General features: G+C 56.0%; 11 protein-coding genes. 10 read left to right on the top strand and 1 reads right to left on the bottom strand.

What is annotated here, in order from left to right; all coding sequences use genetic code 11:
* Positions 1 to 157 precede the first annotated feature (157 nt).
* The 9 genes from NSS64_RS14670 to NSS64_RS14630 all read left to right on the top strand — a co-directional run bounded on the left by NSS64_RS14670 (position 158) and on the right by NSS64_RS14630 (position 11,662).
* A complete protein-coding gene (locus tag NSS64_RS14670; RefSeq protein WP_341140582.1) occupies positions 158 to 1,603 on the top strand; it encodes an SWIM zinc finger family protein in 1,446 nt (481 codons plus the stop codon).
* 49 nt (positions 1,604 to 1,652) lie between these two features.
* Positions 1,653 to 3,509, top strand: a complete 1,857-nt coding sequence (locus NSS64_RS14665; protein ID WP_341140581.1) for a HEAT repeat domain-containing protein — start codon at positions 1,653 to 1,655, stop codon at positions 3,507 to 3,509.
* Between the two features lie 83 nt (positions 3,510 to 3,592).
* A complete protein-coding gene (locus NSS64_RS14660) occupies positions 3,593 to 4,696 on the top strand; it encodes an AAA family ATPase (protein WP_076074576.1) in 1,104 nt (367 codons plus the stop codon).
* A complete protein-coding gene (locus NSS64_RS14655; RefSeq protein WP_341140580.1) occupies positions 4,693 to 7,038 on the top strand; it encodes a DUF5682 family protein in 2,346 nt (781 codons plus the stop codon). Before NSS64_RS14660 ends, NSS64_RS14655 begins: the two co-directional genes overlap by 4 nt.
* Positions 7,039 to 8,274, top strand: a complete 1,236-nt coding sequence (locus NSS64_RS14650; protein ID WP_341140579.1) for a VWA domain-containing protein — start codon at positions 7,039 to 7,041, stop codon at positions 8,272 to 8,274.
* Between the two features lie 123 nt (positions 8,275 to 8,397).
* Positions 8,398 to 9,483 (top strand): aspartate-semialdehyde dehydrogenase, encoded by a 1,086-nt coding sequence (gene asd, locus NSS64_RS14645; RefSeq protein ID WP_076074596.1) that lies wholly within the window; start codon positions 8,398 to 8,400, stop codon positions 9,481 to 9,483.
* Positions 9,484 to 9,630: 147 nt separating this feature from the next.
* Positions 9,631 to 9,816, top strand: a complete 186-nt coding sequence (locus tag NSS64_RS14640; RefSeq protein ID WP_036729188.1) for a DUF3934 family protein — start codon at positions 9,631 to 9,633, stop codon at positions 9,814 to 9,816.
* A gap of 116 nt (positions 9,817 to 9,932) precedes the next feature.
* Positions 9,933 to 10,628, top strand: a complete 696-nt coding sequence (locus tag NSS64_RS14635) for a pseudouridine synthase (protein ID WP_341140578.1) — start codon at positions 9,933 to 9,935, stop codon at positions 10,626 to 10,628.
* A gap of 95 nt (positions 10,629 to 10,723) precedes the next feature.
* Positions 10,724 to 11,662, top strand: coding sequence for a hypothetical protein (locus NSS64_RS14630; protein ID WP_341140577.1), 939 nt, complete (start codon positions 10,724 to 10,726; stop codon positions 11,660 to 11,662).
* Positions 11,663 to 11,857: 195 nt separating this feature from the next.
* Here NSS64_RS14630 and NSS64_RS14625 read toward each other — a convergent pair whose 3' ends face one another.
* Positions 11,858 to 13,666, bottom strand: a complete 1,809-nt coding sequence (locus NSS64_RS14625; protein WP_341140576.1) for an ABC transporter ATP-binding protein — start codon at positions 13,664 to 13,666, stop codon at positions 11,858 to 11,860.
* 205 nt (positions 13,667 to 13,871) lie between these two features.
* Here NSS64_RS14625 and NSS64_RS14620 point away from each other — a divergent pair, with 205 nt between their 5' ends.
* Positions 13,872 to 14,444, top strand: coding sequence for a GNAT family N-acetyltransferase (locus tag NSS64_RS14620; protein WP_341140575.1), 573 nt, complete (start codon positions 13,872 to 13,874; stop codon positions 14,442 to 14,444).
* Positions 14,445 to 14,546 lie beyond the last annotated feature (102 nt).

Here is a 14,546-nt window from a genome sequence, read left to right as displayed (position 1 = left end):
ACACTATTGGATCGGACGCTAAGATTTGCTAAAATAAATGCAAACATATGATCCTATTTGTAGTCGTTTCATGTGAAGCTGGGTAATAAATACTTGTGCCCCGTATGCACGTTTATTCATTCTGCTTACATCCTAATTCAGCCGGGAGGAATCTAATTTGCCAGAGCTAACATCCACGTACGTCGATTCACTTGCACCCAATGCTGCTGCGATCAAGAACGGCCAGGGGCTGGTCCGCAAAAAGAGCTTTGTGGAGCTCCATCAGTCGGAGAACGGAGAGCTATTATTCGGAAAATGTGCCGGAAGCGGCAAAACGCCCTATGAGTGCTCAGTGGACTTCATCGCAGCAGACAGCCCGGTCTTCCGCTGCAGCTGCCCTAGCCGCCAATTCCCCTGCAAGCACGCTCTAGGTCTGCTGTATGCCTATACCGAAGGCCAGACGTTCACACCTGCTCCGGTTCCCGAAGACATCGCATCGAAGCGCGAGAAGGCGGAGAAGCGGGAAGAGAACAAGGTGAAGCAGGCGGCTGAAGGAGCAGACCCCAAGCCGAAGAAGGTTAACAAATCCGCCCTGAAGAAAAAAATCAACGCACAGCTCGAAGGGCTTGATCTGCTGGAAAAGCTGGTGCTCTCCTTCGTACGCAGCGGCCTGTCCACGATTGACAAGTCTGCGGCCAAGACGCTTCAGGGGCATGTGAAGCAGCTCGGGAACTATTATTTGTCCGGTGCCCAGATTGAGCTGCGCCGCTTCGCGAATCTGATGTTCAGCGGCAAGGATCAGGAGCAGAACTATACATATGCGGTGGAGCAGCTGACACGGCTACACGCATTTATCAAGAAGGGCCGGACGTATCTGCTGGCCCGGAGCGAGGACCCGGAGCTGGCGCTCGATCACGAATCCACCATTGATGAATGGCTGGGCCATGCCTGGCAGCTTAGCGAGCTGAAGGAATACGGGCTGGTGAAAGAGGGGGCAGAGCTGCTGCAGTTATCCTTCTACAGCTACAACGATGCGGCCCGCCAGGAGTTCGTAGACCTTGGCTTTTGGCTGGATCTCTCTGCGGAAGGCGGGGAGATCCGCCGGACCTTTAACTACCGCCCTTACAAGGCGGCGAAGCTGATGCGCGAGGAAGACAGCTTCTTCGACATTGCCGTGGTTCCACAGCTGTACACCTATCCCGGGGATATGAATGCCCGGATTAGATACGAGTCCATGTCTTCAAGACCGGTGCAAGGTACGGATCTTGAGCGGGCGGCCGCCAAGGCTCACCGTTCATATTCGGAGGTCTTCAAGAAGGTGAAGAACCAGATCAAGAACCCGCTGAGCGACAAGCAGCCGGTCATGCTGCTGCATGCCGCAGATCTGGGCGTTACAGAGAACGGCCAGTATGTTATGGCGGACGGGGAAGGAACAAGGCTGCTCCTGGAGGATCTTCCGTCAGTCCCGCAGGGCACGGTAGAGCTGCTGCCGTTCCTTCCGGCCGGCGCCCGCGAGAACTGTACGGTTCTGGTCATGTTCGAGCATGACCTGGACCAGGGACGTTTGCGTGCCCAGCCGCTGAGTGTCATTAAGGGCGAAGAGATCATTCGTCTGCTGTACTAGAGTAATTCAACATTATCCACAAACCTTTATTCATATGGGAGGACAATCCATGAGCACAGCGTTATTGCAGGAACTGCATCAGGAATACAGAAGACTGTATATTGCCGGAAGTGAGCTGGCGGCCGGAGATTTCCGCCTGAAGCGGCTGCTTCCGCAATTTCAGCAGCTAGGCGAGCGGTCACCGGTCTTTAAGAAGCTAGGCGAGGGAATGACGGCACTGATTGAACCGGGGAGCCCGGACGGTCCTGCCCCGGGCATTCAATTGCAGGAGAATACCCTGCTGCTGGAGTCTGTTCTGTACACTCAGGGAACGACAACCGTGGATGGAACTCCCGGACCCTTGCCGGTTCGAAAGTTCACCCTGCAGACGAAACAGACTTACCGGAAGCTTGCGCCTGTGCTGGAAGCACTCACCACTACCGGAAGCGGCAGATATGAGATTGTAGTGGATGCGTATAAGGATGGGGTCTTCCAGGACCTGCGATTGCTGCCGCTGGCGGTCTCTGCGCTGAACGACCCGTATGCGGAGCTGGCGGAATATGCGATGAATCATATTCTCCCGTCCTACGGGCCGGTCATTGCCAGCCACCTGCTGGAGAGTCTTAATCTCTCAGGGGGAAGAAGTGAGGTCCGCAAACTGGAGGTAATCTGGAAGGTCGGTGCAGACGAATACCTGGATAAGATCTTCCACGCTGCCGAGAGTGGAAGCGAGGAGGTCCGCGCTGCAGCCATCAGATGCCTGGGCGGTTATGAACAATTCACGCCCAACCTGCTGGAGTGGTCCACGGACAAGAAGAAAGCCATCCGCGAAGCGGCCTATGCGGCGCTGGCGGCAGGCGGTACGTTACAGGGAGGGGAACGGCTGGTTGAGGCATTCATCCAGAAGAAGGACCGCGAGATTCTGGGCAGAGTGCTGGCGGACGGGCATTCCGCAGAGGTGAGTGCCCGTCTGGCGGCATTATTCATGGAAGAGCTGCAGGCAGCCCCGCAGAAAAATGACGGCGTGAAGCTGACAGACAAGATATGGAATGAGCTTCTTCCCTTCCTTACCGCTCTTCGCCGGGTACGGAGTCCGCAGCTGGATGAAATCTACAGCTATATCCTTCAAGAGTATCCCCGGTTCTCGTCACTGGGCTGGATTCCGCTTTTGGACCACGCAGCCTTGTATAAAGAGAAAACTCCAGACGGTGCTGCTCTGGCAGAGCTTGCAGAGCTGGAGAAGCGGAGCGTGCGTTTCCTGCCGCATTATTTCCATGCCGCCCAGCAGTCTATAAGTCCGAAGGAGCTATTCGACCGGTTCGCCGGCGGAACCTTCTTGGATAAACTCAAAGCACTTGTGGGTAAGGAGGCCAAGGATGCGGCTCAGCGCTCCCAGCTGCTAATTAATACCATTGAGGATCAGGTTGTGGATATCCGCCGGAGGAATTATGAAGTAGAGTGGGATGCAGCGGGAATCAGACAGCCTTACAGCAGGGAGATGCTTCCGGCTCAGGAGATTGCCGCAGCTTGGGACCCCCGCTGGCTGGACTGGTTCATCCAGCACAATGCTGTGAATCTGGCCAGTGCCTTTGCCCGGCCGGGTCACAAGGGTGTGCGGAACTTTCTGGTTGATAAGCTGCAGGACCTGTCCAAACGCCGTGCCAGTGATTTCATTCCCAACATCTTCAAGGGACTGGAAAGGGCCGGGATGCCTGAGCCGGAGCGTCTGGAACTGTTGATGAGTGCCCTGGAGACTAAGAGTCCTCATAACCCGTATACCTTCGAATTGTATGTATTTAAAATGATGGAGCGCTTCCCTGCCAGCTATGCCAGCCGTGTGGAAGCGGTTATTCCCAACTATAGATATGAATGCAAGCAGCAGCTGGAATATGTGCTGGACAGCCTGCGGAGTGCCAAGAATACCTGACCCTTATAACAGCTACCCTGTTCCTCGAAGCCATACATTCTTAACTTTAGCTTTTCACAAAACAGTTGCAAGGAGAGGTGTACATGTCAACAGAACAAGATCAGCTTCAGGATTACATGCGTCTGCCTGCCGAAATCCTTTATCAGGATGAGCTGGAGGCTCTGCGCAAGGAGGACACCGGGCGTATTCCGGCCGGATGGCAGATGTCCCCGCGTTCAGTTCTCACGTTCATTACTGGCGGCAAGGCGGGCAAGACCGTGATTACGCCCAAATATATCGGGAACACCCGGCTGATCGAGATGGCGGTTGCCACACTGGTCACCGACCGGGCACTGCTGCTGATCGGAGAGCCGGGCACGGCGAAATCCTGGCTGTCCGAGAATCTGGCGGCGGCAATCTATGGCAACTCAGGCATGGTTGTTCAGGGGACAGCGGGAACCAGCGAAGAGCATGTACGCTATTCCTGGAACTATGCCATGCTCCTGGCGAACGGACCAACGCCGGAGGCGCTGGTCAAGAGCCCGATTATGCGGGCGATGGAGGACGGCGGCATTGCCCGGTTCGAGGAAATCTCCCGCTGTGCCTCCGAGGTACAGGACGCGCTGATCTCGATTCTGTCGGAGAAGACCATCTCCGTGCCGGAGCTGGGCAAGGAGACCAGTGCCCGCAAGGGCTTCTCGATTATTGCCACTGCAAATACCCGGGACCGCGGAGTCAATGAGATGTCGGCTGCCCTGAAGCGGCGCTTCAATATCATTGTGCTGCCTGCGCCATCGGACCTGGAGACGGAGCTGTCCATTGTGAAGAAGCGTGTCGGCGAGATTGCCTCCTCCTATGAGCTGCAGGCTGCTGTTCCGGCGGATGAAGCGCTGCTGAAGGTGGTCACCATCTTCCGCGAGCTGCGCAGCGGCATGACTCTCGACAAGAAGGAGAAGGTGAAGACTCCAGCCGGTGTAATCTCTACGGCAGAAGCCATCTCGCTGCTGACGAACAGCATGGCTCTGGCGGCAAGCTTCGGGAGCGGAGAGCTGACCGACGAGGATCTGGCAGCGGGACTCCAAGGGGCGATCGTCAAGGATGACGACAAGGATAAGCTGGTGTGGAAGGAATATCTGGATAATGTAATGAAGAAAAAAGGAGCGGACTGGCGCGGACTCTATCAAGCCTGCAAGGAGATGAACGAGTGAGCAGGGCAGCGGTTGCCGGCGTTCATGTCTTCGGAGTCCGGCATCTGTCTCCGGGCGGTGCCAGGCATGTCCTGGAATACTTGAACGAGCTGCAGCCGACCGCCGTGCTGATTGAGGGGCCGAATGATGCAAGCGGGGAGATCCGTCATTTAACCCATGCGGTAACGAAGCCGCCGGTAGCTATTCTGGCCTTCACCGAGGATCTGCCTGTACGGACGGTACTCTGGCCGTTCGCTGTGTATTCCCCGGAATATCAGGGGATGAAATGGGCGCAGGAGCATGGAGCACAGGCAGAGTTCATCGACCTGCCTTCCTCTGTAACGCTGGGGCTGCAGGATGCGTTGCGGCAGGATGCCGGCGGACGCCCGGAGCTGAAGCCTGTGGCTGAAGAACAAGGGGAGCCGGAGGAAGAGGAAGTCAGTGAGCCGGAGTCCGTATACAGCCGGATTGCCCGGCTTGCCGGTGAGCATGACTATGATATGTACTGGGAGCGTAATTACGAGCATAACGCCAGCAGCGGCGCATACCGCGCCGCGATACTGGCCTTCTCTGCCCAGATGCGGGAGCTGTCGGAGTCCACGGAGCGTGCAGAGCAGCCGCGGGAATATGCTTATAACGCGTTGCGCGAATCTTATATGAGGCGGAGAATTAAGCTCAAGATTGAAGAAGGGCATCTGCCGGAGAAGATTGTTGTGATCTGCGGTGCATACCACGCCGCCGCACTGGCTGATCTCTCGGAGGGGATGAGCGATACGGAGCTGGCGTCATTGCCTGCACGCTCTACCAAGCTGACGCTGATGCCGTATTCCTACTATAAGCTCTCCACCATGTCGGGTTACGGTGCGGGCAACGCGGCTCCGCACTACTTCCAGATGATGTGGGAGCTGATGGCCTCAGGCCGCGCTGAGGAGCTGCCCCATCTCTATCTCTCCTCTGTGGCCCGGATGGTGCGCAGAGCAGGGACACACCGCTCCACGGCCGAAGTCATTGAAGCGGTGCGGCTGGCAGAGTCGCTGGCGGCGCTGCACGGCGGAAGCGCACCTACGCTGCGCGATCTGCGCGATGCCGCACAGACCTTGCTCGGCCACGGTGATCTGGCCGTTATCGCCGATTCGCTGGCCCGGGTGGATGTCGGTACGAATATCGGAAGGCTGGCCGATGGCGTCAGCCAGACGCCGATTCAGGATGACCTGAACCGGCTGCTGAAGCGCTACAAGCTGGAGAAGTACAGATCGACTGTAGCCAGTGACCTGACGCTGGATCTGCGCGAGAACCGAAGGGTGTCAAGCAGTGAAGCGGCTTATCTCGATCTGCACCGCTCGGTGCTGTTCCACCGGCTGGAGCTGCTCGGCATCCACTTCGCCCGGAATGTGCCGAGCGGCCAGTCCGGGGCGACCTGGGCGGAGCACTGGATACTCCAGTGGGCGCCGGAGGTAGAGATTGAGATCGTGGAGTCTACACTGCTGGGCGAGACTATTGAGGTGGCGGCAGCCTACGTGCTGCGCGAGAAGCTGCTGGAATGCAGCTCTATCGCTGAGGCCTCTGCGCTGATTGTCACCGCCTGCGAGTGTGCCATGACCACGCAGATGGAGGAGAGCAGCCGCGTGCTGCAGCGCCTTGCTGTGGATAGCCGCGATGTTGTCTCGATTGCCACAGCGGCCAGAGAGCTGGCCAAAATCATTGGTTATGGCGACATCCGCAAGGTGGATACGGCCCCGTTCGTACCGCTGCTGGAGGAGCTGTTCCGCCGGGGCTGCCTGTTCCTGCTGGATGCCAGCGGCTGCAATGATGAAGCGGCGGCGCTGATGATAAGTGCAATGAATGACCTGAACAACATCTCGCAGGAGCATAGCGAGATTGCGGATACAGCGCTGTGGCTGCAGGAGCTGCTGCAGCTGGCACAGCGGGATGACCGCAATCCGCGGCTGTCTGGCTTCGCCTGCGCGATCCTGATGGAGCGCGGAGCCATCCCTGCCGGGGAGGTAGCGGCGGAGGTGTCGCGCCGCTTGTCTCCGGGGATACCGGCGGACCTCGGGGCAGGCTGGTTCGAAGGGTTGTCCATGCGTAACCGCTATGGTCTGCTGTCGCGAATGAGCCTGTGGGAGCAGCTAAATGACTATATCAACGCCTTGGAGGATGAGGAATTCAAGCGTGCGCTGGTCTTCCTGCGCCGGGCGTTCAGTACCTTCTCCCCGCGTGAGAAGACGATGATCGCTGAGCTGCTGGGTGAGCTGTGGGGCGTGAACACAGAGCAGGCCGCCGAGATTCTGACAGGAGAACTGAAGGAGGAGGAAGCCAAAATGCTGGATGATCTGAATGATTTTGACTTCGGGGATCTGTAGATGGGTGAAGAAGAGTTGAAGGAAGAGCTGAAGGAGGATAACCAGAACGGTGCCCTTACACGCTGGCGGCTGATTCTGGGGCAGGAAGCTGAAGAGGCCTTGCCCGGCTACGGCCAAGGCAGCGGCCGGACGCTAAGTGAGGAAGAGCTGATTATGGATGCGGCACTGGCGGCTATCTATAATGAGACAGGCGCAGGTCAGGCAGGCGGGAGTGCCGGATCGAAGGGCAGAGGTGCAGGCTCGGGACATGCTGCGGTTAACCTGTCCAAGTGGCTCGGAGATGTGCGTAATTTCTTCCCGGAGGATGTGGTCTCGGTCATTCAGACCGATGCGATGGAGCGCAAGGGCTGGAAGCAGCTGCTCTTCGAGCCGGAGCTGCTGGCGGCAGTGAAGCCGGATATCCAGCTGGTGGGTACGCTGCTGGCACTCAAGGGCAAAATCCCGGAGAAAACCAAAGAAACCGCAAGGATGCTGGTCCAGGCGCTTGTGGATGAGCTGGTCAAGCTGCTGGAGACCGATATCCGCCGTGCCGTTACCGGAGCACTTAACAAGCGGCAGCATTCTCCGTTGCCTTCACTCAGCGGACTGGACTGGAAGCGGACGATCGAGCGCAATCTGAAGCACTATGATGCGGAGCGGCGGATGATTATCCCCGAGCGCTTCTTCTATTTCGACCGGGCCCGCCGCAGCAAGGAATGGACGGTCATTGTGGATATTGACCAGAGCGGCTCGATGGCCAGCTCTGTGATCTGGGCGTCGGTGATCGGCTCGATCTTCGCCAGTATCCCGGCGCTGAACACGCGTGTCGTTGCTTTTGACACCGAGGTGGTAGACTTGACGGAGCAATGTGCGAATGATCCTGTTGACATGCTCTTCGGCATCCAGCTCGGGGGCGGCACGGATATTCATAAGTCGGTGAAGTATTGCGAGCAGTTCATTGAGGAGCCGAAGAAGACGCTGTTCATTATCGTATCGGATCTGTACGAGAACGGCAATCAGGCCGGTCTGGTCCGGCGGATGCGCGAGCTGCGGGAATCCGGGGTGCGGACGATGACGCTGCTGGCCCTCTCCGATGAGGGTAAGCCTTCCTATGATGAACGGCTTGCCGCTCAGCTCGCCCGTGACGGAACCCCTTGCTTCGCCTGTACTCCGGCACTGCTGCCTGTCCTGGTGGAAGGGGCACTGAAGGGCCAGGAGCTGGGTGAATTGGCGAAGCGGCTGGGGATGACGCGGTAATTTTAGAAGAAGAGGAAACACTTACTTTATAATCACATATTGTGTAACATGCCGCTATCATTTATAATCGGTTATTAAAAAGCGCCTTTCGCTAGGCGCTGCTTGAAAGGAAATGAATTTCTTATGTCGAGGAAGCTCAGAGCGGGTATTGTTGGCGGTACCGGTATGGTCGGCCAGCGTTTCATTGCACTTTTGGAGAATCATCCATGGTTTCAGGTAACGGCGATTGCGGCGAGCGCGAATTCAGCCGGCAAGTCCTATGAGGAGTCTGTTCAAGGCAGATGGAAGCTCTCCACCCCTATGCCCGAAGCAGTCAAAGGCATTATGGTTCAAGACGCCTCCAAGGTGGAGGAAGTGGCTGCGGATGTGGATCTGATCTTCTGCGCTGTAGATATGAAGAAAGAAGAGATCAAGGCGCTGGAAGAAGCTTATGCGCGTACCGGAACTCCGGTGATCTCCAACAACTCGGCACACCGCTGGACACCTGATGTTCCGATGGTGATTCCCGAGATCAATCCGGAGCATCTGGAGGTTATCGCCCAGCAGCGCAAACGTCTGGGGACAGAGACCGGCTTCATCGCCGTGAAACCGAACTGTTCCATTCAGAGCTATATGCCTACTCTGAATGCACTTCATGAGTTCAAGCCTTCTAAGGTGGTTGTAACCACTTATCAGGCGATTTCAGGTGCAGGCAAGACCTTCGCGGACTGGCCGGATATGGTGGATAACGTGATTCCTTTCATCGGCGGGGAAGAAGAGAAGAGCGAGCAGGAGCCGCTGCGGATCTGGGGTAAGGTAACCAGTGAAGGGATCGTACCAAGCGAGCAACCGGTAATCACCACACAGTGTATCCGTGTACCTGTTGCTGACGGCCATATGGCGGCTGTCTTTGCCTCCTTTGAGCAAAAGCCTTCCCGCGAGGAGATTCTGGAACGCTGGAACAGCTTCCAGGGGCGTCCGCAGCAGCTCGGTCTGCCGAGTGCACCTAAGCAGTTCATCACGTATTTTGAGGAAGAGAACCGTCCGCAGACCCGTCTGGACCGCGACATTGAGAACGGTATGGGCATCTCTGCAGGACGCCTGCGCGAGGATTCACTGTACGATTACAAATTCGTCAGCCTGTCCCACAATACGGTGAGAGGCGCTGCCGGCGGTGCAGTACTGATCGCCGAATTGCTTAAGGCCGAAGGATATATTCAGCCCAAATAAGCAATTCTATGTACTTGGATGGATACCCGTTATGCAGCCTGCCGGAGGCTCTCCGCGCAGGCTGTTTGCAGTTGGACCTGACAATCTGCCCGAAATAATGGTAAGATAGAGTAATGTACGACGAAAACTGAATATTGACGGAGTGATATTGTGGCAAAAAGTAAAGGCGGCGGCACAGGCAGAGGAACAGGCAGCAAGGGCTGGACCCGCTGGAATAAGACAGCAAAACCCGTGAAGCCGGCCCGAAGCGGCCCTCCCGGAAGCCCAGGTGCCAAAGGAGCCAAACCGGCTAAGAGCAGCAGCGGCAGCAACAAAACCGGAGGCGCTAAATAAGCGGACATCTGCCCATTGATAATTACCAAATATAAGGGTTATAGGTTGGAGGCAACATCTGATGGGTATGTGAATCAGGTGTTCTTTCATATGTAGGACCTGAAAGCGGGTACTTCATGAGAATTAACAAATATATCAGTGAGACCGGTGTCTATCCGCGCAGAGAGACGAACCGGCTGCTTGCCGCCGGAAGGATCACGATTAACGGGAAGGTCTGTACGCCTGGAGCAAGCGTGGAGCCTGGAGATACGGTAGCTGTAGACGGAATTACTGTGACTCCAGACCGGGAGGAGCGGGTCTATCTGGCGCTGAACAAGCCGGTAGGCATTACCTGTACAGCCGCCCGGCATGTGGAAGGGAATATCGTAGATTATATCAACTATCCATCCCGGATTTTTGCCGTCGGCAGGTTGGACAAGCACTCGGAAGGGCTGATTCTGCTGACCAATGACGGGTCGATTGTCAACCGGATGATGCGCTGCGAGCATAGTCATGAGAAGGAGTACAGGGTGAGCGTGGATAAGCCGGTCACGGAAGACTTTTTGGCGGAGATGTCAGCGGGTGTAGATATTCTGGAGACCCGGACCAAGCCATGCCTCACCCGGCAGATCTCGGATCAGGAGTTCATGATTATTCTGACCCAAGGGCTGAATCTGCAGATCCGCCGGATGTGCAAGGCGCTGGGCTACCGTGTGCTCCGCCTGGAGCGGATACGGATTATGCATATCACGCTCAGCGGTCTTCCGCAAGGGCAGTGGAGACGGCTGACGGAGGAAGAGCTCGCAGAGCTTCATGCCAGACTGGAAGGTTAGCCGCAGCTCACATACCAATGCAGGCTTCCGAAGCGGGCTCCCGGACGGGTATACAGGTAGTTATGCTACCACGACACGACATTTAGGAGGATTACATGCGGATTATAAGCTTATTGATAGCCTTAGCGATCATAGCAGGTTGCTCAAGAACAGGGGATGGCGGATCAGCAGCTCCGTCTGCAGCGCCAGCCGCTTCCCCGGCAGCGGATCTCTCAACAGCACCTGGAGGGCATCAGGAGGAAGACGCGGCTGCCGCTGCGCTCGCGGAAGTGTCCCCTGAGATTGCAGATGAGTATTCGGGATTCGTACATATGGATGCGGTTCAGTTGAACGGGCAGATTTTTCAGGTGTATTACTGGAATAAGGGAGAGTTCAGCTATACACAGTTCGCCATCGTTAAGGAGGGCAAAATGGTCTTTGACAGCAAGAAGGCCGGACTTATCCTGGAAGGCGGCGACATTTGGAATGAGGAGGAGCAGCTCTGGGCTGAAGCGGTGGTACAGAACAACCGGAATACCTTCTTGTTCAGTCTGATGGATAACCGTCCGTCGTACGCGTCTATTGTGGTAGAGGAGATTGACGGAACGATGCAGGTAACCGTTAACGATCTGTTCAGCGTGAATTATGAGGATGTGGATCAGGACGGGAGCGAGGATCTGCTGGCCAGTCCTTATCCGGGCCAATCCCCCCTGGGTCCGGCGCTGACGGGCATCTACCAGCTGGAAGGGACCAATTATGTGCCGGATAAGCTGCTTACCAAGCGATATGCGGACGATCAGCTTCAGCTCAGTGAGCAGGAGTATAAAAACAATCCGTCCGAGCAGACATTAGAGCAGCTGCTGAACGCCTACTTGATTCTCGGGAAGCGTAGTATCGCACTGACACGGTTCGAAGAGTTCCATGAGTGGGCCGGACAGCTTGCCGGTGACGGCGGCTATGTGGACGAATATCAACGGCTGCTGCGCAACACGGAGACGGCAGAACAAATCAGCGGCTGGATGGACAAGCTGAAGCCGCTGCGTACTACGAGGTAAGCCGCACTGATCGCGGACAAGAAGAGGAGAGAGATTCCTGGGGCAGGTGATGCTGCTCCGGGAATCTCTTTTTCAAAATATAAGAATTTATATGTTTCACACGATAATTTATCCTTCTATTTCTCGCCGAAACGGTACCGTCCTTTAAAAGGACGGCAAAGCCGTTTCCACTTGCGTGTGACTGAACCTGTTGGCTTATGAATCTTCCCGCTGAAACTGCTTGTTGTACAAATCCCGGTATACCCCATTCTCTGCCAGCAGGGAAGCGTGCTGCCCCGACTCCACAATCCTGCCGTCCTGAACAACCAGAATATTGTCGGCTGCCATGATGGTAGAGAGGCGGTGGGCGATGACCATGCTGGTCTTGCCCCGCAGCAATTCATGCATGGCTTGCTGGATGTAATATTCCGATACCGTGTCCAGCGACGAGGTGGCCTCGTCCATAATGATGATGGGCGGATTCTTGAGCAGCACGCGCGCGATGGACATCCGCTGCTTTTCACCGCCGGACAGCTTGATTCCCCGGTTGCCGACAACCGTGTTGTAGCCCCCAGGCAGCTTCAGAATGAAATCATGAATAAAAGCAGCTTCGCAGGCGGCCGTCAGCTCGGCTTCCGTGGCTTCAGCGTTGGCATATAGCAGATTCTCACGGATCGTCCCGTTGAATAGGTACGTGTCCTGGGTGACTAGGCCAATCTGTGAGCGAAGCGAATGCAGCGTGAACTCGCGGATGTCCTTACCGCCGATACGGATCACGCCTGAATCCAGCTCATAGAGCCGGGGAATCAGGTTGGTAATGGTGGTTTTGCCTGCTCCGCTGGGTCCGACCAGGGCAGTCAGTGATCCGGCGGCTGCCGTGAAGGAGATCCCGCTCAGAGCGGGCTTGTCCGGGGCGTAGGCAAAATTCACCTGCTCGAAGACGATGTCTTGTCCCTCAACCCGGCTTGGAAGAGCCAGCTTAGCATCTACAATCAGCGGGTCCATATCAAAATAGTCAAAAATCCGTTCAAACAGCGCCACCGAACGGTTCACATCCACATAGAGATTGGTCATCTGCATAAGCGGAAGATACAATCTGCTCAGCAGTGCCACGAAGGTGATAATTGCTCCAATGCTCAGCTCTCCCTGAATGAATAAATAACCCCCGTACAGATAAATCAGCATCGGCCCGATACTGGTGAAGGTGGTAAGGACCAGCATGAACCAGCGGCCGGCCATCGATTCGCGGATTTGCAGCCGTGTCGCCTGGGCGTTTACGGTCTGGAACCTAGCCAGCGCGGTATCCTCTCTGGTGAACAGCTTCATAAGCATGTACCCGCTGAGGCTGAGCGTCTCTTCAATGATCTGATTCTGCTCCGAGATCTTCTCCTGCGTCTCTTTGGCCAGCTTCCAGCGGACATTGCCCATTTTGCGGGTCGGCACGATGAATAAGGGAATGACCAGGATGCCTAGCAGCGCAAGCTTCCAGTTCATGATGAACAGGGTTACCGCCGTGGAGATCAGAATGAACAGATTACTGGCACAATTGACGATGGTGCTGTTGAAGACGCCCTGAATTCCGGCAATGTCACTGGTCATCCGGGTGATGACCTCGCCTTGCTTGACGCCTGAGTAGAACTGCAGCGGCATGCTCTGCAGATGGCGGTACATCTGGTTTTTCATATCATGGACAATATTCTGGGAGATAAAAGAGTTCAAATAATTCTGCAGTACGCCGAGCAGTCCTGACACAACCGTTGTAGCCAGCGAGGCGGCAACCAGCAGGAAGAGCAGCTGCAGATTCTTGTCCGGGAGCGCCCGGTCAATGATCTGCTGAATCAGGATGGGAGGGAGCAGCCCCAGCACTGCGGAGATGCACAGTACGGTCATCACCAGCAGCGTCTGCTTCCAGTACGGAGCGAAATATTTGACGATGCGTAATAGCAGCGCTTTGGATATATCCGGCTTCGCCTCCTCCTCATCGAACTTTAATTTGCCAGGCCCGAAGCCTCCTCCGGGTCCCATGGCTCTGAAGCCTCTTGACAATGGGGTCACCAGCTTTGCTTGAATTTTTAGGATGCAATATATGTAAAAATAATCCGGTGCAGGATCTGACATGGGCATTATACGCCTGGATTTTACGGATGTAAATGCTAAACTGGATAAGCCGGAATGAACCGGAGAACAAGGTTGCAGCATTAGACTTAGGTTCGGGAGGAGAGGAAGCAGAATGATTATTGTTGCACAGGGATATGAAAATAAAGGGCTCCGCTACACGGTGAGATCCGCCTCACCGCAAGATGCCCTGCAGTTGTCCGAACTGAGGCTGAAGATCGACGGGGAGACGGAGAATTTAGACCGGGTTCAGGGGGAAGCATTCATCGGCCCGGAGGGCTTCCGGTCGCTTATAGCGGCGGATACGGCCAGCGGCACGAACCTGTTCCTGGTTGCCGAGGTTCAGGACAGGCTGGCGGGCTTCGCCAGATGTGAAGGAAGTCCGCTGCGGAGGCTGGCTCATCAGGCCGAGTTCGGAGTCGGGGTGCTGCAGGAGTTCTGGGGATACGGAATCGGCCGGAGCCTGCTGGAGCAGTCTATCGGCTGGGCGGATACCATCAGTCTGGAGAAGCTGAGCTTGAAGGTTCTGGAGAGGAATGACAAGGCGATCCGGCTCTATGAGAGCCTTGGCTTCGAGGTCGAGGGTGTCCTGCGCCGAGATAAGCGGCTGGCCGACGGACAATTCTATTCTACTATTGTTATGGGCAGATTACGCGGGGACAGAGGGGGTAGCGTAGGCCGAATGTAATCGAAAAACCGAACATAATTGAACTGGATGCGCCGCGTAGGCAGAATGTAATCGGAAAACCGATCATAATTGGATTGGGAGCGCCGCGTAGGCCGAATGTAA

This window comes from Paenibacillus sp. FSL H8-0122 (assembly GCF_038005345.1).
GTDB lineage: Bacteria > Bacillota > Bacilli > Paenibacillales > Paenibacillaceae > Paenibacillus_AQ.
Note: the sequence above shows the minus strand (reverse complement) of the source record. Positions and strands in the feature narration are given on the sequence as shown.